The sequence below is a fragment of the Rhizobium sp. N621 genome, assembly GCF_001664325.1.
Taxonomy (GTDB): Bacteria; Pseudomonadota; Alphaproteobacteria; order Rhizobiales; family Rhizobiaceae; genus Rhizobium; species Rhizobium esperanzae.
In genome coordinates, this window is record NZ_CP013497.1 from 311,497 (window position 1) to 331,252 (window position 19,756).

Consider the following 19,756-nt stretch of genomic DNA (forward strand, 5'->3'; position numbering starts at 1 on the left):
GCAGCTTAAGCTACGGGAGAACGATCTCGCGATCACCGCTCACGACCAGGGGGAATCTTATGTGCCGTTGCTCCGCTGACAGCAGTCCCGTCGATGTCAAAGACATCCTCAATCGGCTGAAATCTCTCTCGGCTGCGGAGGAGTTCTTCGCAGCCCTAGGGGTCCCCTATGACCCTAAGGTTCTCGATGTCTCACGACTCCATATCATGAAGCGTATGGGCCAATACCTCGCGGCAGAGGACTTCTCCCATCTCCCAGACCGGGTAATCGCTGCTCGTGCCCGTGCCATACTGGAAAGGGCCTACTGTGATTTCGCGACCTCCGCGCCGCTCTCGCACCGGGTCTTCAAGGTGCTCAAGGACCACAATCCGAACAGACCTGTCACACCCGGCCGCACCGTTGTCCCGTTAGACTCTTTCCTGAAGCCGTTCGAAAAGAAGTGAGCACGGTTGCGACACGACAATGTCGGGAAGCTTACAATTCAGTCATATGCTAGCAACGTCGGAATCGAAGCCATTTCAATGTGATAGAGAACGCCAAACGGTTGGCACGAATGATGCACGCAAGCATGTGTACTGACAAGCCCGCCACCCATAGAGGGAGGGAGTAAGAAACCGCCATGCACATAGTTATCTGTATCAAACAGGTACCGGACTCCGCACAAATACGAGTGCATCCGGTGACGAACACAATCATGCGTCAGGGAGTGCCAACCATCATCAACCCCTATGATCTGTTCGCCCTTGAAGAGGCGCTCCAGTTGCGCGACCGCCATGGCGGCGAGGTGACCGTGCTCACCATGGGGCCGCCCATGGCAGAGGACGCGTTGCGCAAGGCGCTCACCTACGGCGCCGACCGCGCCGTACTCTTGACCGACCGTCATTTTGCCGGCTCCGACACTCTGGCGACCTCGTTTGCTCTTTCGCGAGCCATCGCGAAGATCGGAGAGGCCTTCGGTACGCCCGATATCGTCTTTACGGGCAAACAGACCATCGACGGCGATACCGCCCAGGTTGGGCCTGGCATCGCCAAGCGCCTCGACCTCCTGCAGCTCACCTACGTTGCCAAAATCGTCTCTGTCGACATCAATGGGCGCGAGATTACGGTGGAGCGCCGCTCGGAAGGGGGCACGCAGACGCTGATGAGCAAGCTCCCTTGCCTAATTACAATGCTCGAAGGCACAAACGAAATCCGCCGCGGCTCGCTCGATGACGCGCTACGGGCCGCGCGCAGCCAGATCGTGAAGTGGAATGCGGCCGACGCTGGCATAGAGGACCTCACCAAGTGCGGCCTGCGTGGCTCGCCAACCGTCGTTAAGAGGGTCTTTGCCCCTCCTGAGCGGGCGGAAAAGGCGGAGCAGATCGACACCGCGGAAAAAACACCGCGCGATCTCGCGGAGGAGTTGATCGCTGGGATCTTTTTGCGCCAGCCGGCGCTCGAAAGCGAACTCGCCTTTGACGGCGAATGAAGGCAAGGAGCGACGATGTTGAGCACGAATCGAGAGAGCCCTCCTCCAGCCGCTGGCCGTGCCGCCATGAAGAAAGAGCTGCCCGATCAGTTTAAGGACCATCGGCACGTTTGGGTCTTCATGGAGCTGGAGCGCGATCAGGTGCATCCCGTCTCCTTCGAGCTGCTCGGCGAAGGCCGCAAGCTCGCCGACAAGCTGGGCGTCCAGCTTGCCGGCGTCGTTCTCGGACCACCGGGAGAGGCCACGTGGTTTGCCATCGCCGAGGCTTTTGCTTATGGCGCCGACCTGGCCTACCTCGTCGAGGCCCCACTGCTCGCCGACTACCGAAATGAGCCTTTCACCAAAGCATTGACGGATCTGGTTACTAACTACAAACCGGAAATCCTTCTTTTAGGGGCAACGACGCTCGGGCGCGACCTTGCCGGTTCCGTGGCGACGACCTTGTTGACAGGGCTCACGGCGGATTGCACCGAACTTGATGTGGATGCGGACGGCTCGCTTGCGGCGACCCGGCCGACTTTCGGCGGCTCCTTGCTTTGCACGATCTACACGCTCAACTGCCGGCCGCAGATGGCAACGGTCCGGCCGAGGGTCATGGCCATGCCTCCGCGCGGGAATAATAAGATCGGACGCGTCATTCAACACAAAGTGTCGATGATCGAGGAAGAGATCGTCACTAAGGTCCTCGGTTTCTTGTCCGATGGCCAGTCGGCGACGGCGAATCTCGCCTATGCGGACGTCGTGGTTGCTGGAGGCCTCGGTCTCGGCGCGGTGGAGAACGTGAAGCTTATGAAGAAACTCGCGCGGACGATCGGGGCCGATTATGGCTGTTCGCGCCCCCTCGTCCAAAAGGGCTGGATGCCTGCTGATCGGCAGATCGGCCAAACTGGCAAAACTATCCGGCCGAAGCTTTACATAGCAGCCGGCATTTCCGGCGCCATCCAGCATCGCGTTGGCGTCGAGGGAGCTGATCTTATTTTAGCCATTAACACCGATCCTAACGCGCCGATTTTTGATTTCGCCCACCTCGGCGTCGTCACCGATGCGATCCGTTTACTGCCGTCATTAACGGAACTCTTCACCCATCGACTGTCGCCGCACAGTCGCGATAAGCTTGCAAACTGAGGGCGCCCCATGACTGAGGAAAACTTCGACGCCATAGTTATCGGGGCCGGCATGGCCGGAAACGCAGCTGCTTACACGATGTCGAACCGCGGCATGAAGGTGCTGCAGTTGGAGCGTGGCGAGTATCCGGGCTCCAAGAATGTGCAGGGCGCCATCATGTACGCGGACATGCTGGAGAAAATCCTGCCGGATTTCCGGGATGATGCGCCTCTGGAGCGGCACTTAGTCGAGCAGCGCTTCTGGATGATGGACGACTCGTCCCACATCGGTATGCAATACCGGTCGGACGACTTCAACGAGTCGAGACACAATCGCTACACGGTCATTCGCGCCCAATTCGACAAATGGTTTTCACGCAAGGTGCGCGAGGCCGGAGCGACGCTTCTATGCGAGACGACCGTGACGGAACTCGTTCGTGATCCAAAGGGCAAGGTGATTGGCGTTCGCACCGACCGCGCCGGCGACGTGATTCTTGCTGACGTGGTCGTTCTCGCAGAGGGCGTCAATGGGCTGCTCGGCACGCGTGCTGGATTGCGTGACACGCCAAAACCGGAAACTGTCGCGCTCGCCGTCAAGGAAATGCATTTCCTGGCCGAAGAGGTAATTGACCAGCGGTTCGGCCTCCAGGCCAATGAAGGCTGCGTCATCGAGGCAGTTGGCACGATCTCTCGCAACATGGCCGGGCTTGCCTTCCTCTACACCAACAAAGAATCGATCTCGATCGGCATTGGCTGCCTTGTCTCCGAATTCGCGGCAACAATGGAAAGTCCTTATGATCTGCTCGAAAAATTCAAAAGCCATCCGTCGGTAAAGCCGCTGATCGCAGGAGCGGAAGTCAAGGAATATGCGGCGCATCTCATTCCAGAAGGTGGTTACAAGGCAATTCCGCAGCTTTTTGGTGACGGCTGGGTCGTCGTCGGCGACGCGGCACAACTTAATAATGCGGTGCACCGCGAGGGGTCCAACCTCGCCATGACGTCGGGGCGCATCGCCGGCGAAGCAATCGTCCAGATCAAGAATCGCAAAAAGCCGATGGTCAAGGAGAACCTCTCCCTTTACAAGTCGATGCTTGAAAAGTCGTTCGTTATCAAAGACTTGCGGAAATACAAGGACATGCCTGCCCTGCTGCACACCAATTCCCGCAATTTCTTCACGACTTATCCAAGGTTGCTGTCGCAGGCCGCACAGAACTTTGTGCGAGTCGATGGCACCCCGAAGATCGACAAGGAACGGGCGACCACGGGCACCTTCATCAAGGCACGCTCCCGCTGGGGGCTGTTTGGTGACGCGGTTCGCTTGGCGCGCGCGTGGCGATAAAGGAGAGATGAGATGACGGTTGCAGTGACGAACATACGCGTAGAGGACAAGCTTTACCAAAATCGATACGTGGTCGATGCCGGACGCCCGCATATTAGGGTGCGTCCACACGATTGGCCAAGCGTAAATCTGTATGCCCTCACAAGTGTCTGTCCGGCCAAGTGCTACGAATTGAATGACCAGGGCCAAGTGGAGGTTATCGCCGACGGGTGCATGGAGTGCGGCACGTGCCGCGTACTCTGCGAGGCAAGTGGAGATATCGAGTGGAACTATCCGAGAGGCGGTTTCGGCGTTCTCTTCAAGTTCGGATAAAGGTTTGCAACTCCACGATTCAGAACCAACTTGGGTTTGCAGACGGGCGCATCGGAAACTTGCAGAGGTGCGCGTTGCAGATTGGTATTAGAAATTACTATATATACATGCAAGCAAGGGTGATAAGAAACGTTAGACAACCCAAGGCCATATAATGACCCACATGCCCGCCCGACCGGTCGATGGAGCGGAACCCCTATCTGCGCTACCTGCTGGACCTATGCGCCAAGCGGGCACGCAGCGCAGCGGAATCTACGAGATATCAAAGGTACTGACTGCCCCCGCCCGGCTAGAGATTACGCTTGCCAACGTCGTGAACGTCCTCTCTTCCTTTCTGCAGATTCGATGCGGAGCAATCGTTGTTCTAGACGCTGAAGGTCAGCCCGAGATTGCCGCAACTGGCGACATCCCCCCATCCTCTCAATCAGCCGCTCGAGGCGTTATACCTAAGGCCGTAATCGACCATATCGCGACGACCGGTATGCCCTTAATCGTAAAGGATGTCAGCAAGTCCGAATTATTTCAGGCTGAGCCGCAACCGCCTTGGAGCAGCGGCACCGTCCCAATTTCTTTTATTGGCGTTCCGGTAAAAGCCGATAATAAAATACTTGGCACAATATCGATCGATCGCGTCAGGAACGACGCCGCCCCCTTCCCCGCCGACGAGGACGTTCGCTTTCTGACCATGGTCGCCAATCTGGTCAGTCGGACGATCAGGCTTCATCGTTTCCTGAACCTGGAGGGTCGGCGACCTATCGGCGAACAAGAGAGACCGGAGAAGCCGATCATCGCGCAAAGGGGCGCGCCGGGCCGACATCCACCCGTCAAAATCGACGGGATTATCGGGGATAGCCCGGCTCTCCAGCAGGTGGTTGAAACCGTCTCGGTGGTGGCGAGGACGAATTCCACCGTGCTTCTGCGGGGCGAAAGCGGCACCGGCAAGGAATTTTTTGCACAGGCGATCCATGAACTTTCCCCTCGTAAAAACAAGCCGTTCGTCAAATTGAACTGCGCCGCGCTGCCCGAAGGCGTCCTGGAATCGGAGCTGTTTGGGCATGAAAAAGGGGCTTTCACCGGGGCCATCGCGCAGCGCGCCGGACGCTTCGAACTGGCAAATGGCGGAACGCTTCTACTTGACGAGATTGGCGAGATTTCGCCCGCCTTTCAAGCCAAACTGCTGCGCGTCCTGCAGGAAGGCGAACTGGAGAGGGTGGGCGGAACCAAGACGCTTGCGGTCGACGTCCGGCTCATATGCGCCACGAATAAGAACCTCGAGATGGCTGTTGCAAACGCCGAATTCAGGGCCGACCTGTATTACCGCATCAGCGTAGTTCCAATTGTCCTGCCGCCGCTTCGAGAGCGACCCGGCGATATTCCACGCCTTGCGAACGCTCTTCTTGACCGATTCAACAAGGAGAACCAACGCGAGCTGACGTTTTCGTCGTCGGCGATCGAGGTGATGTCGCAATGCTATTTCCCAGGTAACGTCCGGGAACTCGAAAACTGCGTGCGAAGGACTGCCACCCTTGCGCGTTCAAGCTCGATCGTTTCGTCTGATTTTGCCTGCAAGAACAGCCAGTGCCTTTCGTCGCTCCTCTGGAAAACCGACGGGTCGCCCGGCGGCATCACCGTCGATGGGCATGCCCGGAGCAATGTGATGCCGACTTCATCGCCGCGCTCGGGCGGGAGCATCGGTGCGTCGGACGAGGTATCTTCCGTCAAGGCTTGTGATCCGCACGGTTCCGGTTGTCCCGCAATGGAGTCGCGCCTCACGCAACGGGACCGGTTGATCGAGGCGATGGAAAAGGCCGGATGGGTTCAGGCCAAAGCGGCTCGTATTCTCGGCCTTACGCCTCGTCAGGTCGGCTATGCTCTACGCCAGCATCGCATCGAGGTGAAAAAGCTTTAAGCGCCTGGGTGATGTTGGACCTTCTCGATCTCCAATGCCTGGTTTGGTGGCTTACGGACAACTCTTTTGTCGACTGTCGGAAGCTTGACAAGTCTGTGTCCGAACACGGTCGGAATCGGGCAATAAATGCAAATTCTTAAAGCAAATCCCGTCCTTGGGATGGCATGGCTTTTGCGTTTTGAAAGGCGACGTCAACTAGCAACGGAGCACTCAATGTCCGCACCGATGATTTCGCTTGAAAGTGCGACCAGCACGACATCCTTGTATCAATTGCTGGCGACCGCGAAACCGAGTGGCTGCACATCCTCGTCATGTGGCGTGTCCACAAAACCGGCCGACGTGGACCAGGCTATCTGGGCGAAGATCAAAAACCACCCCTGCTATTCAGAAGAGGCTCACCATTATTTCGCGCGCATGCATGTCGCGGTCGCACCAGCCTGCAATATCCAGTGCAACTATTGCAATCGTAAATATGACTGCGCCAACGAAAGCCGCCCTGGGGTCGTCTCGGAAAAGTTGACGCCAGACCAGGCGCTGCGCAAGGTCATTGCCGTCGCCAACGAAGTGCCGCAGCTTTCCGTGCTGGGTGTCGCCGGACCGGGCGATGCCTGTTACGACTGGAAGAAGACAAAGGAAACGTTCGAACGAGTTGCGGGGGAGATCCACGACATCAAGCTGTGCATCTCCACCAACGGGCTTGCGCTGCCGGATCACGTCGCCGAACTTGTCGACATGAATGTCGATCACGTGACAATTACGATCAACATGGTTGACCCTGAAATCGGCGCAAAGATCTATCCCTGGATCTTTTACCGCAACCGTCGTTACACCGGCATCGAAGCTGCGAGAATTCTGCACGAGCGGCAAATGGTGGGCCTGGAGATGCTGACCGCGTGCGGCATCATCACCAAAGTCAATTCGGTGATGATTCCTGGTGTCAACGACGAACACCTGGTCGAGGTAAATAAATGGGTCAAGGAGCGGGGGGCGTTCCTGCACAACGTCATGCCGCTTATTTCCGATCCGGCCCATGGCACCTACTACGGCTTGACCGGACAGCGCGGCCCGCGGGCGCTCGAATTGAAGGCGCTCCAGGATCGTCTCGAAGGCGGCGCAAAGCTAATGCGCCATTGCCGGCAGTGTAGGGCCGATGCCGTCGGCCTGCTTGGGGATGATCGGGGCCAGGAGTTCGCACTCGACCAGCTTCCCGGAGAGATCACCTATGACGCCCGTAAGCGCGAGGCCTATCGGGAAGTGATCGCCCGCGAACGCGGCGATCACGCGACCGCCAAGAGCGAGGCAATCGAGACAGTCAAAGCAGCCGGCGATGGGTCCCTCCACGTCGCGGTCGCGACAAAGGGTGGCGGTCGCATCAACGAGCACTTCGGCCATGCGAAGGAGTTCCAAGTATACGAAGCTTCGTCGAGAGGCATCACCTACGTCGGGCATCGCAAGATCGAACAGTATTGCCTCGGAGGCAGGGGCGAGGAAGCCACCCTCGACGGCATCATAACTGCGCTGGTCGGTATTGACGTCGTGCTATGCGCCAAGATCGGGGAGTGCCCTAAGACTAAGCTCATGGAGGCCGGGGTTCGGGCAACGGATGCTTATTGCTATGACTACATCGAGACCGCCATCGGCACCCTCTACGCCGCCAAGTTTGGCGTCGAACCACAAGCGGCGACGGCGTGAGCGCTCTTAATCCAACATCTTCAGGAGTTTAAAAATGGCCTTCAGGATCATAGCGTCCCAATGCACCCAGTGCGGTGCCTGCGAGTTCGAATGCCCCTCCGGTGCGATCAGGTTCAAAGGTGAGATCTACGTTATCGACCCGGAAAAATGCACCGAATGCAAGGGTACCTTCGAAACGCAGCAATGCGCGGAGGTTTGCCCCGTGCCGAAGACCTGCGTCCTCGCCGCACCTGCGATTTGACCTTCAGCATGGTCGGGGCTCCTGCGGAGAAGCCTTCAATGATATCCTGCAAGGAGGAATGCCCATGGGCCTTGGACGTGAACAGGAGGTCGAAATCCACAGGCCTCCACGATTTACACCCGGCGAGCGGGTGCGGGCCAGACTTCACGTAAAGAATGACGGCACCTATGCTGGCAAAAAAATTGGGGAAAGTTTGGTGCGGAAGGGCGACGAAGGCTATGTGCGCGACATCGGCACCTTTCTCCAGCAGTTTTACATCTATGCCGTCGAATGGGTCGAACGTGGCACTATCGTCGGCATGCGTGCCCGTGAACTGACGAGTCTAGACAACGCCGCTGCTTGCGGCGCTGCTGAAATCGCGGGGCCCCCAACGAAGGAATAGCGACATGAAGATAATGATTCGCAGAACGAGCGCCGGCTTGTCGGCTTACGTACCAAAGAAAGATCTCGAAGAGCCGATCGTAGATGTCGAGGCTGATGACATGTGGGGCGGCACGATCACTCTCAGGAACGGCTGGAGACTCGTCTTGCCCAAGCTATCGCGGGATACGCCTCTGCCGATCACCGTCCACGCAAGGAAGATTCCTGACGAGGACTGATGCTGCAAACGAGAGGTAAGAGAAAACAGCATGAATAAAATTTTGACCTCGGACCGTCTCCTGATCATTCGCAACGGTGACGCCGAAGAAAGACTTAGGCTGCTTCAGGAAGCGCTCGCTGCGGATCGGATCGTTCCCTATCTCGGTCCGGATCTCCTTCGGCTGCAATCCACGGAACCACCTGTACCGGACACCCCGGAAGCCGTCTCCGCGGCACTCAACGAACGCACACCTGCCCCTTCCAGGATACGCAGCAATATGTGGTCAGTCGCGCAGTTTATTGAACAGCGACGGCATCGCCGGACGCTTCAGGCCTGGATGGCAGAAATATTTGGAGCACCCGTGGCGCCGACCGCCCTCCACGACTGGCTCGCAACGCTGCCGCTCTCCCTTATCGTCGACGGTTGGTACGACGGGACAATGCGTGCGGCTTTCGCGAAGACCGGTCGAACGGATGTCGTCGAGATTCAGGGCGTCACGCGTGCAAACGGCGGCGGCGACATTTGGACAAAAACTTACGATCTGTCCGGGAGAGACGTCGAATGCGTCGCAGCGCCAAAGACGGTCCTCTATGCGCCGTACGGCAGTGTTATACCAGCTTCGAACTTTCTGGTGTCCGATTCCGATTACGTGGAAGTCCTAACCGAAATCGATATCCAGACGCCAATACCTGGAATGGTGAAAGAACGGCGTATAGATCGCGGTTTTCTTTTCATTGGCTGCCGCTTCAACGATCAGATGCTCCGGATCTACGCTCGACAGATCATCAAGCGCTCTCACGGCCCCCACTTTGCAGTACTTGATGCGGAAGGCCTTACCAAAAACGAGCGCCGTTTCCTTGCAGCAAGCGGAATCACGGTGGTCGACCTGCCGATCGGCGAAGCCGCGGCTCTGCTTGTACCATTTGGTAGCAAGGCGGATGGTGACCATGGCCGCACGGCTCCCGCTTCGAATCTCTGTAGCGGCTAGAGTGCCGCAGATTGAAAAAGTTCTGTTTCTGCCAAGTTCGAATGCCATACTGCCCACGTTTGCTGGCGTAGGGGATTGCGGGTGGGATCAATGGCGATGAGCGAGCGTGATCTTTAGCGGATCGAGGTTCTGTCGCAGGTGATCGACGGAAGATCGGCGACGACCGCAGATTACTGTTCGCTCAATGTCAATGCGAAGGACCGATTATGAAGAAACCTAAACCATTCCCAATACAGCGGCAGAGCCGCGGCCGAATCGCCAGAAATAAGCCTCGCATCGGCCACCGGGTGCTCCACTCGTGCGCCAATAACACGCGTAATCAACGGGATCGAGACGGCACACGCTTTACGGTCTTGCGCTTATTTGTGATCTTTATCCCACAATATGGACTTCGATACTTGGTGTTTCCAAGTGACAAGCAGTGTGGCCAATAATTCTAACCGCCTAGCTCTGCGTCTTCATACTTCCAGAAATGATGTCCCTGGCGGCTGAAAGGAACGCGTCCATTTGGGTTCTGGTGCCGATGCTGACGCGGATAAAATTTTCCAAACCGGCATCGGGAAAGACGGCTACAAGTATGTTCTGCCTATCCAAAGACGCTTGCCACCATTTGCCATCTCGTCCGGGTGGCACCCGAGCTAGCAAAAAGTTTGTGTGGGAGGGAATGACAGAAAAGCCCAATTGAGACAAGGCAGTGGTCGTTCTGTGTCTTTCATGTTTAATATATCTGTGGTTCTCGTCGTAGTCGGCGCGGTGCGAAAGGATACTAATGCCCACCGCATGGCCGATCACGTTCATGTTAAAGACATTTTGCAGGTTGCGTAGCCTCCCAATAAGTTCGGGATGACCAAAGCCGAAACCGACGCGAATTCCCGCGGCTGCAAAGCCTTTCGAAAGTGTTCTCAATACTAGAAGGTTTGGATGACGATCGACTAGGCGCAGGGCATCATCGGGTGCAAAGTCGACATACGCTTCATCCACCACTATCAACTGGTCCGATTGCGCGACGAGGCGGTCGATTTCAGCCACCGGAACGAATGTTCCCGTTGGATTGTTCGGATTGGCCAGCAGTATGAATTTTGCATCTTTTGCTGGACCAAGAAGCAGCTGCTCGATTGGCAGAGAATAAGACTCGCCCCATTCGATTTCGAGAAATCTGGCACCCTGCAACTTGGCCAGTTTGCGGTTAAAGGAAAAACCTGGCGATATCATCGCAACGCTATCTCCCGGGTCGAGGAATGCTCTGTAGATGAGCCCAAGCAGCTCCGACGAGCCGTTCCCGGCGACCACCTGATCCTGGGAGAGGCCATACGCGCTGGCGGCTGCGTCGCGCAAGCTCAGATTGTCATCTTCGGGATACAGATAATGCCGTTCGAGGGCCGCCAGCGCACTTTGCAACACCATCATCGGCAACGGAAACGGATTCTCATTCGTGTTTAGTTTAACGCAGTTCGCATCTCGCCCCGGTTGATTGGAGGGTAGCGCATTTAGCTGTCTCGCCATCGGCGAAAGAGCCGAAAGCACGGCTTGCAGCTTTGCATCAGCCATATCTTTTCTCCGTTTCAGTAAGCCGAGTCGTGAGCGCGTGATCGGCCGTCTCCTGTTGAAGCCACATCGGACGTTGGCGCGGGCCGCCTGCGGGCTGCTACGGTCGCCGCGTAGTTAATAGGCCAAGGACCGCCGCGGCCGCTTCAAGCCGCCAATGGTCAAGCCTCCCCACTCTCACACTCATGCGTCACTTGCTCCATTCGCCTTTCGAGGAACTGTTCGATCTCAAACGCCAACGCCGCAGGGTCGTGGCCAACCGTTTCGAGATGTAATTCAGCGCCCTCAGGGATTTCGTACGGCGAGGAAACGCCGGTGAAATTGGCGATCTTGCCGGCGAGCGCCTTCCGATAAAGCCCCTTCGGATCGCGTCGCGCGCATTCCTCAAGCGGCGTGTCGACGAGGATTTCAATAAGCTCCCCTCCTCCATCAGCTCGGCGACCTCGGCAACGCGGCGGATGTTCTCGACGCGATCGGGTTGATTGAAGCCAGGTCGCGATTGAGCCCGTGGCGCACGTTGTCGCCGTCGAGGATGTAGGTGTGCTTCCCGTGGGCATGCAGCAGCCGGTCGAGCGCATTGGCGATTGTCGACTTGCCGGAGCCGGAAAGTCCAGTGAACAAAAGGACGGCTGGCTGCTGACTCTTCATCGCCGCGCGCGCCCTTGTCAGCGTCGGTCGCCTGCCAATGCAGGTTGTCGGCGCGCCTTGCCCAGCTTTGGCTGCCACTGAAATTGAAGACCCCGGTCGGCCCTTGGGCTTTGCGAAAGAGCTCGGGAGGATCGACGTGGTCGATGAGTTCCAGCTCGTTTTCCCAGCACAGCTTCCACCGCACCTCAGAACGCATGCAAAGACCTCCTTTGGTATTTCCTGCTGCTGTTTTTGAAGCCCGCACTGTGCGATCGAAGCAGTGGCCGCCCCGATGCATGTCGGCGCCGTTGCTCGGGTTCGCGCTATAGCCAGTCCGGATCGTCAAATGTTTCGCCGTCACTCGCGTCTGAGATCATTCCTAGTGCATCATCACGGGAGATTGGTAAAATGGATTGTATGAATGGAATTATCGATGCTTTGTATGTCGAATATACGGGTTTCTTAGACTTTGACGTGACCTCCCTGGCACTCGCGGCGTAAAGACGACCGCGCGTCCCCTCCAGCGGCCGAAAGCAGGGATGCGTTGGACCAGTTGACCCAACTGCGCCCTCCCCGGTTTACCCACCTATGTCCCGGAGTGGCGATGAACGGTCGCCAGCTAGTCCTTCGCGGTTTCTGATGGAACTTCATCAGGGACGCACGTTCTGTTTATTGAAGCTAGCGATCTACGTCCTATTCGCGATCGTCTGCAGTGGCGCTGGTAGACGCGACTTTCATGGCACGATCGCCGCTATCGCTACCGGTCTCGTCTATGCGGCTTAGTAAGCTGAAAATATCTTGCAAGATCTCTTCATCGAAAGTCCGCAACTTCACGATAGTAGCCAGCAGCAGAACCGCTTTGGTTTCAGTTTCGCCCCAAAGATAAGGTGCCGCCGGGGCGATAATCTCTTCCGGAGTGGCATCCAAAACCTCACACAGATGAATCAGTCGGCTCACGGTCAAGCGGGATACTCCATTTTCGTACCGGCCGTAGACCTGCTTAGTGATGCCAAGCAAGGGCGCCAGTTTCGAGCGCGGGAGTTTTCGCTTATCGCGGGCTTCGCGAAGGCTGATGCTGATCAAGTTTTCGAGTTCGGCGCTAAGTGCAATCCGTCCGTCAAAAGGTTTTCGATAGACCGGCTTGTCTATGCCTGGATCATCGACTTGTTGCAAACCGAGTTCATTAATCCATTGCTTCAATGGTGGTCCTGACATTGCTCCGACTGAGGTAAATGCGCCAAAGCTCTTTATACGGAAAGTGATGTGCTTGGAACCACCAATGTTTCGTTTCGATCTAATTTGGCGCATTTTGGGCCACGCGGACCTCACCCGATAGCTATCGTTCACCAAAATATATAAGTGATCGCAAGTACATAGACATAGATCATACCGAAATCGCTTCACGCAAGGATTATCCACTTGCGCCAAATTGGCTATGACCCTCAGTGATTTTGGTGATAACGGTCGCTTCATTTCCTCGTCTAGCTCCCGGGACGTCGTGTGCGGGCATGGTGGCCTTTTGTCCTGCACGTGGAGCTCTCGGTTCACGGCAGACCAATCACGGCTCCGCGCGCTGGCTGCTCTGGTGTTTGGTTCCGGCATTTGATGGTGCAATATTTTCCTTGGCATGGAGGGAAGCACTATGGGCCAGGTTCTACACGGGAGCGCCACGACGACAGAGGCAATCCGTCGAGCAATAGTGAAGAGAGCCTGAAAACGCTTTCGAAGCGATACGGGATCAACCAGAAAACCGTGGCGAAATGGAAGAAGCGGACATCGTTGGTCGACCTTCCTACAGGCCCAAAGGACCCGCACTCGACGACCCTTTCCCTCGAAGAAGAGGCCGCTATCGTCGCCTTCCGCCGGCACACGTTGCTGCCGCTCGATGATTGCCTCTACGCTCTTCAGCCGACCATTTCACATCTGACGCGTTCGTCGTTGCACAGGTGTTTGCAGCGCCACGGCATTTCACGTCTGCCGGAGGTCAGAGGCGACAAGGAGCCGAAGAAGAAGTTCAAAAGCTATCCGATCGCTTACTTCCACATCGATATTGACGAGGTGCAGACGGCTGAGGGCAAGCTCTATCTCTTTGTCGCAATTGACCGAACATCCAAGTTCGCGTTCGCGGAACTCTACACCAAAGCCGGCAAGATGAATGCCGCTCAGTTCTTGCGCAATCTGATCGCGGCAGTGCCCTACACCATTCACACCGTTTTGACCGACAATGGCATTCAGTTCACCAACCGAGCTTGTGATCGAAATGCCTTCCAGCACATCTTCGATTGGGTCTGCGACGATCACAGCATCGAGCATCGCCTGACCAAGGTGAAGCATCCCTGGACCAACGGACAGGTCGAACGGATGAACCGAACGATCAAGGAGGCGACCGTCAAGCGCTTCCACTACGACGATCATGCGCAGTTGAAAAAACATCTGGCCGACTTTATCGACGCCTACAATTTCGGGCGCCGGCTCAAGACGTTAAAGGGCCTTACGCCTTACGAGTTCATCTGTAGACGATGGACTTTGGAGCCGGATCGATTCATCATCGACCCCATCCATCAAATGCCGGGACTAAACACCTAGGCGATGCCCTTACCTCTGAACGGCGACAGCCATGAACAGCGTTTCCAGTCTCAGCGACTCGACCCCGTTTTCGCGGAACCTGATCGTGATGTCAAAAGACTGTTTCCGAGCCGAATGGCAAAAAGGATCGGCGCGATGGAACGGAGGCGCGGAGAGGACGGGCTTAGATTCAGCAATCGAAATCAAAGCATGCGCGCCGGCAGCTCGAATACCCACATGGCATTGAGCGGGAAAACCCAACGAGGGAGTTTAACACAGACCCTACTGTCGAAGCAAAGCGCATGCAAATAGACTTGGCGTCGCTCGCCGACGAATCGCTCGAGCATCGAGCGAGATCAACGCCAACCAAACATCGAAAAATTGCGCAATCGGCGCGTATTGTTGATCAGACGGAAATTCGAGTGAAAAACTAAGTTGTGAGATTGCGGGTGTCTGCACACCGACGACAGCGCGTCGGCTGCGACAGCTATCACCAATACTGCTAACTACTGGTCGGGGCGTCATAGACAAACCCAGCTCACTTCACGGGCTCCGCTACATCACTGATACCTCTGTCGCTCTCGTCGTCATCGGGGATCATTCGCTGCAGGAGCCGAATAAGATCGCGCGTCGTGCCGTTCGGAAGTCTCCTAAGAATCCTCGCCAGTGTGAGACAATCCTCGGCCTCCTCCGATGTGCGGCCCCAAAGATGTGGCGCAGCTTCAAAGATCATATCGATAGGCATGAAGCCAAGAATCTCACACAGATGGATCATCCGAGTAACAGTCATTTTGGAAAATGCCCGCTCGTAGCGTCCGTATACAGGGATGGACAGACCAAGCATTGGAGCAACGTCTGCGCGAGACAGGCCCTGCGCTTCGCGTGTCTTTTTCAGGAACGCGCTGATCAATTCCTCCATGTGACCCAACGATGTAATTTCGCCGCCGAAACCTGGCTTTCGATAGATCGCCTTGTCAACCTCCGGATCGGCGGTGCTGACGAGGCCTCTCGAACTTCTGTAGCTTGCTAGATCTTCCGTCACCGCACGTCCCTGTTTTCCTGCCACTCGTTGTAGGCTTGAGCCAACCTGAACCGATTTGAACCACTTGTCATCGCCACACTACAACCGTTTTAAATACCCATTTTGGGCATTTTTTGCGTTATAGCAAATATTTGAGAGTTTAGCCAAATTGCTTCATGAATGCATTCAAAACAGTCTCGCTAGACCGGTGGCCCAGTTCCATGAAAGATGAGTCGGCTATGGCCGCACCCGCGACTGAAACATCTAGGTTGCGTCGAATTTGAGCGAAAATTCACATTCAATGCTCAACATCTTCTAAGCGGTCTTCGTTGAGGACGATAAGACATAATCCTCGAAAACCGATCCATTTCCCCGTCCCACGATATCCCATTTGGCTAGCTGGGAAAGCTCCGCCGTGCTGGAAATCACTCAGCCAAGAACCCATATCGGTTACCGCTCCCGCTAGCGTGTAGGTTCGATGCTCTCTGAAAATTCCGGCATCATGGAGCAAGTGCCACAAACGTGAACTTTGCTAAACGAAGCCGCCACCTTATCGCATCCACACAAAGGGCTTGAAATAGTCGACCGTGAGGGTTATATCTTTGTGAGCAGCAGACAACGAGGCTTCCGAAAGGTCGCTGTTGCAGGTGCACCCTTAGAGGTCGGTACACCACGGTAGGGCACACGCGTTCGGCGGAAACGCCATGGGAAGGCTCCTTTAGGGGGCCTTTTTTGTTTCTAGGGCACCCTTATTTGCTGGAAATGAGCCTTTTTTACGAGTTGGCAGACGTTACACCTTCGCTTGATGCGGCTGAAATTAATTTCTTTCTGATCAGCGCTTTTTACCACCAGTTCTACGTTGTGTTCGTCTGATCTGCTCGGGAAAAGGTAATAAACAACAAGATCATTAAGGCCAGAGGTCAGGACAGGGCCTGAAACGGCAATGTTACCTGCCCAGTAAGGCATACAGAGGTAGGCACAAGATGCTCGAACGTGAATCTACCTTGCGGATGTTCGATTGTTGGGAACGAGTCGTTAATAGTCGTCATGAGGCGCGGTCACCCGAAGACAGCTCTCACGATCTGGACCCATTCACTGAACTGGATTATAGATTGCGCTGGGTAGTCTGGCTCTGAGACATTGAATTTTCTCCCGATATAAGGGCACGGGTTTGACAACCTTACGAAAGTGCTAACCCCTGAACGTGGTTTCGTTCTCCTGGTAAGGGTCCTTTCATGTTCAAATCGATACGAATAGAGCACTGACCTTTCGCTTCCGTCCTTACGACGGAGTTGTCTGCTTATGTCTCGCGTATGGACCGGAAGCCTGAACATGCTGCAGGAGCGAATTCCATCCTGAGACCGAATTCCTACGACGCTTTCTCCGCAGGAGACCGGAGGTTCGAAATACGACCAGTGCGCCTGGCCCGACCCGAGAGAGGCTTCGGGCAGCCGAGGACGACACCTACGGCCTGTTCGTCGACTTCCGTTGGCCCAAGAACGTCGGGAAGCCATATTGCCCTCGCTGTGGCTGCCTGGCGCCGTACGGCGTCGTCGTTCTGATGCTCGGAGCCGGAATGCCGCGCCGAATTTTCGGTTTTCGCCGACCGCAAGCTTTCATTCAAGAAGATCATCATGGCAATCTGGGAGGAATCACGGCCGCCAAGGGCATGGCGGCGCTCCATCTGAGCCGCAAGGTCAACGTCCAGTACAAGAGTATCCATCCGGCGAAGGCCGCGGCACTTATGATTTCGGCTCGTCTGCCATGATGCGTTCGAATCTTGTCGCGATCGCATTGCTCGTCGACAAGGAACTGCCGAACACCTCCTTCCCAGGTGCGGATATCGGCGAGGAACTCCTTCAAGCTTTCGATGCCCCGGTCGGTGAAGGTCGTGATGCCCTCTTCGCTGCCGTCATGGGCATGGATCATCTCACCATAGTCGATGTTGTCGGAGTTGCTGGCGACCTCCTGGATGAGTTCGAGGTTCTCGCCAATCAGCGTGGCGACGTAGTTGATCGTGTAGACATGCGTCGGGCGCGCCATCAGGCCGCCATCTGCCGGGCGCTTCCGGCGGGCCAGTTCCACGGCAGCAGTTCCGGCAGCCGTGATACGGGAATGCCAGGCATGCGGGCGAGCACGTCCGCCAACCAGGCCTGCGGATCGATATCGTTCGTCTTTGCCGTGACGATTAGGGAATACATGAAGGCAGCACGCTCGCCTCCGCGCTGGGAACCGGCGAATAGCCATGCCTTTCTTCCGAGAGCAATGCCCTGTTCATTCTGCCCATGTCGGCGATGAAGTCGAGGTTCACTATTGCTGGCATCCATATTTTGGCCAGAAGGTTTCCATTCGTCGCGTCGAAGAACGAGCGACAGGCCGGTTTTTGAAGGTTCTGGGGCCGACAGGTGTCGTCATCGCGATCTCAGGGTGGATGATCGATCCCGTGGTCTGCCGCGGCATGACCATGGGAACGCCACGCGTCGATCTTGCGACGCTAATCGAATTGAACAGGCTGGTCTCTGGCGGCAGCAAAGCGGCACCCTTCCGAAGTGGACGTAGAATCACTCAGGAGGACCATGATGAGATCTCGCAATACGCTGGTGCCGGCGTCGGGCCGGCAGCTCGACCTGATATTCGAGGAGCTCAACGATGACCATCACTGATTTGATTCCGACAGCGCTGCTCGCGCGCAAGGCCGTCGTTTATGTGCGGCAATCCACTCAGTCGCAGGTTATAACCAATCTGGAAAGCCAGCGACGGCAGTATGATCTTGTTGACATTGCGCGACACCACGGCTTCAGCCACGTCGAGGTGATCGACGACGACCTCGGGCGCTCTGCCAGCGGAACCGTCGCCCGTCCGGGCTTCGATCGTCTCGTCGCCCTACTGTGCGCCGGCAAAGTTGGTGCCGTTTTCTGCTTCGATGCTTCACGGCTTGCGCGCAACGGTCGGGACTGGCATCACCTGCTCGAACTGTGCGGCCTGGTCGAAGCCCGCGTCATTGACCATGACGGCGTCTACAATCCATGTCGACCCAACGATCGGCTGCTGCTGGGAATGAAGGGCAGTATCAGCGAGTTCGAACTGGGCGTGCTGAGAGCCCGGATGCTCGATGCCGCCAGGTCGAAGGCGCGCCGTGGCGAACTGCGACTTTCTGTTCCGTTCGGCTACATTTGGCATCGGGAGGCCGGGCTTGGGCTCGATCCTGATCTGCGTCTGCAAGAGGTAATTCGATCCATCTTCGCCCGCTTCCACGACCTTGGAAGCGCGCGTCAGGTGCTGCTGTCGATGACGAAAGATCACATTCACTTCCCTCGGCCGTCGGATGAAGGGCGCATGACCAACTTCGTATGGATGCCAGTACGTTATCGCAATGTGATCGGCATCCTCAAAAACCCCTTCTACGCCGGCGTTTACGTCTATGGGAAGAGCGAGAAGCGGACTGCCATCGTCGATGGATGGGCTCGGCGCAGTTACGGGCACGGCAAGCCCGTCGGTACCTGGGAGGTGATGATCCGGGACCATCACGAAGGTTACATTAGTTGGGGCGAATACGAGCGTAACCAACAGCAACTGGCCCTCAATAATTATGGCCGATCGGGTGGGACTAAATCGGGCCGCGGCGGCAAAGCATTATTATCAGGTCTCCTGACCTGCGGACGGTCTGGACGGCGACTGAGTGTTGCCTATACGGGAAATCCACAAAATCCTGTCTATCGCTGCTATAAACAGAACCTGATGATGGGCTTGCCCCGTTGCATGACGTTCGGCGGCTCGAAGGTCGATGCGGCGGTTGCGCGCGAGTTGTTGCGCGCGGTAGAACCATTAGCGATCGAGGCGACTTTTAAAGCAGAGCGGATGCACCGGGAGCGACAGGAAGACCAGCGCCACATTCACGATCTGGAGCTACAACAGGCCCGCTACGAGGCTAGCCTCGCCGAGCGCCGCTATGCGGCATGCGATCCCGACAACCGCCTGATAGCTGCACAGCTTGAGAAGAATTGGGAAACGGCGCTACGCCGCGTCCGTGATCTGGAAGTGCGCAGGCCTACCGAAAGTCCTTCAACCATCGAAGTTGACCCAGGCACTTTCGCAAACCTCGCCGACAATCTGCAGGCGGCCTGGGAGTCGCCGGATGTCACCATGCGCGTGCGCCAGCAACTGCTACGTACATTGATCGCCGACATTGTTGTCGATGTCGATGATGAGGTGCGCGACGTGGTGCTGACCATCCATTGGAAAGGCGGTCAGCATTCGGAGCTCAAGGTTCGCAAGCCCCAGACGGTTGAACACGGGTGCGCCACAACGGAAGATGCTTTGGCAGTGATGCGGAGCATGGCAGGACGCTGGTCCGATGAACATATCG

The 19,756-nt window shown here is 56.5% G+C and carries 16 protein-coding genes and 6 pseudogenes; 15 read left to right on the forward strand and 7 right to left on the reverse strand.

The window, feature by feature from the left end; all coding sequences use genetic code 11:
- Positions 1-59 precede the first annotated feature (59 nt).
- The 11 genes from nifW to AMK00_RS24075 all read left to right on the forward strand — a co-directional run bounded on the left by nifW (position 60) and on the right by AMK00_RS24075 (position 9,632).
- Complete coding sequence (nifW, locus tag AMK00_RS24025) at positions 60-443, forward strand: nitrogenase stabilizing/protective protein NifW (RefSeq protein WP_008536550.1); 384 nt, start codon at positions 60-62, stop codon at positions 441-443.
- Between the two features lie 176 nt (positions 444-619).
- Positions 620-1,468 (forward strand): electron transfer flavoprotein subunit beta/FixA family protein, encoded by an 849-nt coding sequence (locus tag AMK00_RS24030; RefSeq protein WP_004678528.1) that lies wholly within the window; start codon positions 620-622, stop codon positions 1,466-1,468.
- Positions 1,469-1,483: 15 nt separating this feature from the next.
- Positions 1,484-2,593: an electron transfer flavoprotein subunit alpha/FixB family protein gene (locus AMK00_RS24035; protein WP_008536549.1), complete on the forward strand. Its 1,110-nt coding sequence runs from the start codon at positions 1,484-1,486 to the stop codon at positions 2,591-2,593.
- 9 nt (positions 2,594-2,602) lie between these two features.
- Complete coding sequence (locus AMK00_RS24040; protein WP_008536548.1) at positions 2,603-3,910, forward strand: FAD-binding protein; 1,308 nt, start codon at positions 2,603-2,605, stop codon at positions 3,908-3,910.
- Between the two features lie 12 nt (positions 3,911-3,922).
- The gene (locus tag AMK00_RS24045; protein WP_004678523.1) at positions 3,923-4,222 is read left to right on the forward strand and encodes a ferredoxin family protein; all 300 of its coding nucleotides are present in this window, start codon (positions 3,923-3,925) and stop codon (positions 4,220-4,222) included.
- A gap of 220 nt (positions 4,223-4,442) precedes the next feature.
- A complete protein-coding gene (gene nifA, locus AMK00_RS24050) occupies positions 4,443-6,131 on the forward strand; it encodes a nif-specific transcriptional activator NifA (protein WP_011053431.1) in 1,689 nt (562 codons plus the stop codon).
- Between the two features lie 213 nt (positions 6,132-6,344).
- Entirely contained in the window at positions 6,345-7,823 is a 1,479-nt protein-coding gene (gene nifB / locus AMK00_RS24055; protein ID WP_012489550.1) for a nitrogenase cofactor biosynthesis protein NifB, read from the forward strand.
- Positions 7,824-7,857: 34 nt separating this feature from the next.
- A complete protein-coding gene (locus AMK00_RS24060) occupies positions 7,858-8,064 on the forward strand; it encodes a 4Fe-4S binding protein (protein ID WP_012489551.1) in 207 nt (68 codons plus the stop codon).
- Between the two features lie 64 nt (positions 8,065-8,128).
- A complete protein-coding gene (locus AMK00_RS24065) occupies positions 8,129-8,446 on the forward strand; it encodes a nitrogen fixation protein NifZ (RefSeq protein ID WP_012489552.1) in 318 nt (105 codons plus the stop codon).
- 4 nt (positions 8,447-8,450) lie between these two features.
- The gene (gene nifT, locus AMK00_RS24070) at positions 8,451-8,663 is read left to right on the forward strand and encodes a putative nitrogen fixation protein NifT (protein WP_004678514.1); all 213 of its coding nucleotides are present in this window, start codon (positions 8,451-8,453) and stop codon (positions 8,661-8,663) included.
- 30 nt (positions 8,664-8,693) lie between these two features.
- Positions 8,694-9,632, forward strand: a complete 939-nt coding sequence (locus AMK00_RS24075; RefSeq protein WP_012489553.1) for an SIR2 family NAD-dependent protein deacylase — start codon at positions 8,694-8,696, stop codon at positions 9,630-9,632.
- Between the two features lie 444 nt (positions 9,633-10,076).
- On the opposite strand, the gene hisC is transcribed toward AMK00_RS24075, so the two are convergent.
- The 4 genes and pseudogenes from hisC to AMK00_RS31370 form a co-directional block, all read right to left on the reverse strand.
- Positions 10,077-11,180 carry a histidinol-phosphate transaminase gene (gene hisC / locus AMK00_RS24080; protein ID WP_008536542.1) on the reverse strand — a complete coding sequence of 368 codons (1,104 nt, stop codon included), beginning with the start codon at positions 11,178-11,180 and terminating at the stop codon, positions 10,077-10,079.
- A 158-nt stretch (positions 11,181-11,338) separates the two neighbouring features.
- Positions 11,339-11,883, reverse strand: a pseudogene (locus AMK00_RS33625) (adenylyl-sulfate kinase); the annotation flags it as partial.
- Between the two features lie 39 nt (positions 11,884-11,922).
- A pseudogene (locus tag AMK00_RS33740) lies at positions 11,923-12,102 on the reverse strand (hypothetical protein); the annotation flags it as partial.
- A 395-nt stretch (positions 12,103-12,497) separates the two neighbouring features.
- Positions 12,498-13,004: a helix-turn-helix domain-containing protein gene (locus AMK00_RS31370; protein WP_004671987.1), complete on the reverse strand. Its 507-nt coding sequence runs from the start codon at positions 13,002-13,004 to the stop codon at positions 12,498-12,500.
- A gap of 442 nt (positions 13,005-13,446) precedes the next feature.
- Between AMK00_RS31370 and AMK00_RS24095 the strand changes: the two are divergent.
- Positions 13,447-14,390: pseudogene (locus AMK00_RS24095) on the forward strand (IS481 family transposase).
- Positions 14,391-14,907: 517 nt separating this feature from the next.
- On the opposite strand, the gene AMK00_RS24100 reads toward AMK00_RS24095, so the two are convergent.
- The gene (locus tag AMK00_RS24100) at positions 14,908-15,411 is read right to left on the reverse strand and encodes a helix-turn-helix transcriptional regulator (protein ID WP_010069248.1); all 504 of its coding nucleotides are present in this window, start codon (positions 15,409-15,411) and stop codon (positions 14,908-14,910) included.
- A 1,555-nt stretch (positions 15,412-16,966) separates the two neighbouring features.
- Here AMK00_RS24100 and AMK00_RS32720 point away from each other — a divergent pair.
- Entirely contained in the window at positions 16,967-17,158 is a 192-nt protein-coding gene (locus tag AMK00_RS32720; RefSeq protein WP_170965075.1) for a hypothetical protein, read from the forward strand.
- Here the strand turns inward: AMK00_RS32720 and AMK00_RS24110 are convergent.
- A pseudogene (locus tag AMK00_RS24110) lies at positions 17,133-17,433 on the reverse strand (hypothetical protein). The gene AMK00_RS32720 and the pseudogene AMK00_RS24110 sit on opposite strands and share 26 nt — an antisense overlap.
- Positions 17,433-17,663: pseudogene (locus AMK00_RS24115) on the reverse strand (transposase domain-containing protein); the annotation flags it as partial. The pseudogenes AMK00_RS24110 and AMK00_RS24115, both read right to left, overlap by 1 nt.
- Here AMK00_RS24115 and AMK00_RS31380 point away from each other — a divergent pair.
- On the forward strand, positions 17,636-18,043 hold the full coding sequence (locus AMK00_RS31380) for a hypothetical protein (protein ID WP_012489556.1): 408 nt from the start codon (positions 17,636-17,638) through the stop codon (positions 18,041-18,043). The pseudogene AMK00_RS24115 and the gene AMK00_RS31380 sit on opposite strands and share 28 nt — an antisense overlap.
- Positions 18,040-19,185, forward strand: a pseudogene (locus tag AMK00_RS33265) (recombinase family protein); the annotation flags it as partial. The gene AMK00_RS31380 and the pseudogene AMK00_RS33265, both read left to right, overlap by 4 nt.
- Between the last annotated feature and the right edge of the window lie 571 nt (positions 19,186-19,756).

Coding starts and splice junctions, on each gene's coding strand:
- AMK00_RS24065 (WP_012489552.1), top strand. CDS start 8,129: ATGGGCCTTGGACGTGAACAGGAGGTCGAAATCCACAGGCCTCCACGA.
- nifB (WP_012489550.1), top strand. CDS start 6,345: ATGTCCGCACCGATGATTTCGCTTGAAAGTGCGACCAGCACGACATCC.
- AMK00_RS24075 (WP_012489553.1), top strand. CDS start 8,694: ATGAATAAAATTTTGACCTCGGACCGTCTCCTGATCATTCGCAACGGT.
- hisC (WP_008536542.1), bottom strand. CDS start 11,180: ATGGCTGATGCAAAGCTGCAAGCCGTGCTTTCGGCTCTTTCGCCGATG.
- AMK00_RS32720 (WP_170965075.1), top strand. CDS start 16,967: ATGCCGCGCCGAATTTTCGGTTTTCGCCGACCGCAAGCTTTCATTCAA.
- nifW (WP_008536550.1), top strand. CDS start 60: ATGTGCCGTTGCTCCGCTGACAGCAGTCCCGTCGATGTCAAAGACATC.
- nifT (WP_004678514.1), top strand. CDS start 8,451: ATGAAGATAATGATTCGCAGAACGAGCGCCGGCTTGTCGGCTTACGTA.
- AMK00_RS31380 (WP_012489556.1), top strand. CDS start 17,636: ATGCCTTTCTTCCGAGAGCAATGCCCTGTTCATTCTGCCCATGTCGGC.
- AMK00_RS24045 (WP_004678523.1), top strand. CDS start 3,923: ATGACGGTTGCAGTGACGAACATACGCGTAGAGGACAAGCTTTACCAA.
- AMK00_RS24030 (WP_004678528.1), top strand. CDS start 620: ATGCACATAGTTATCTGTATCAAACAGGTACCGGACTCCGCACAAATA.
- AMK00_RS24060 (WP_012489551.1), top strand. CDS start 7,858: ATGGCCTTCAGGATCATAGCGTCCCAATGCACCCAGTGCGGTGCCTGC.
- nifA (WP_011053431.1), top strand. CDS start 4,443: ATGCGCCAAGCGGGCACGCAGCGCAGCGGAATCTACGAGATATCAAAG.
- AMK00_RS24040 (WP_008536548.1), top strand. CDS start 2,603: ATGACTGAGGAAAACTTCGACGCCATAGTTATCGGGGCCGGCATGGCC.
- AMK00_RS24035 (WP_008536549.1), top strand. CDS start 1,484: ATGTTGAGCACGAATCGAGAGAGCCCTCCTCCAGCCGCTGGCCGTGCC.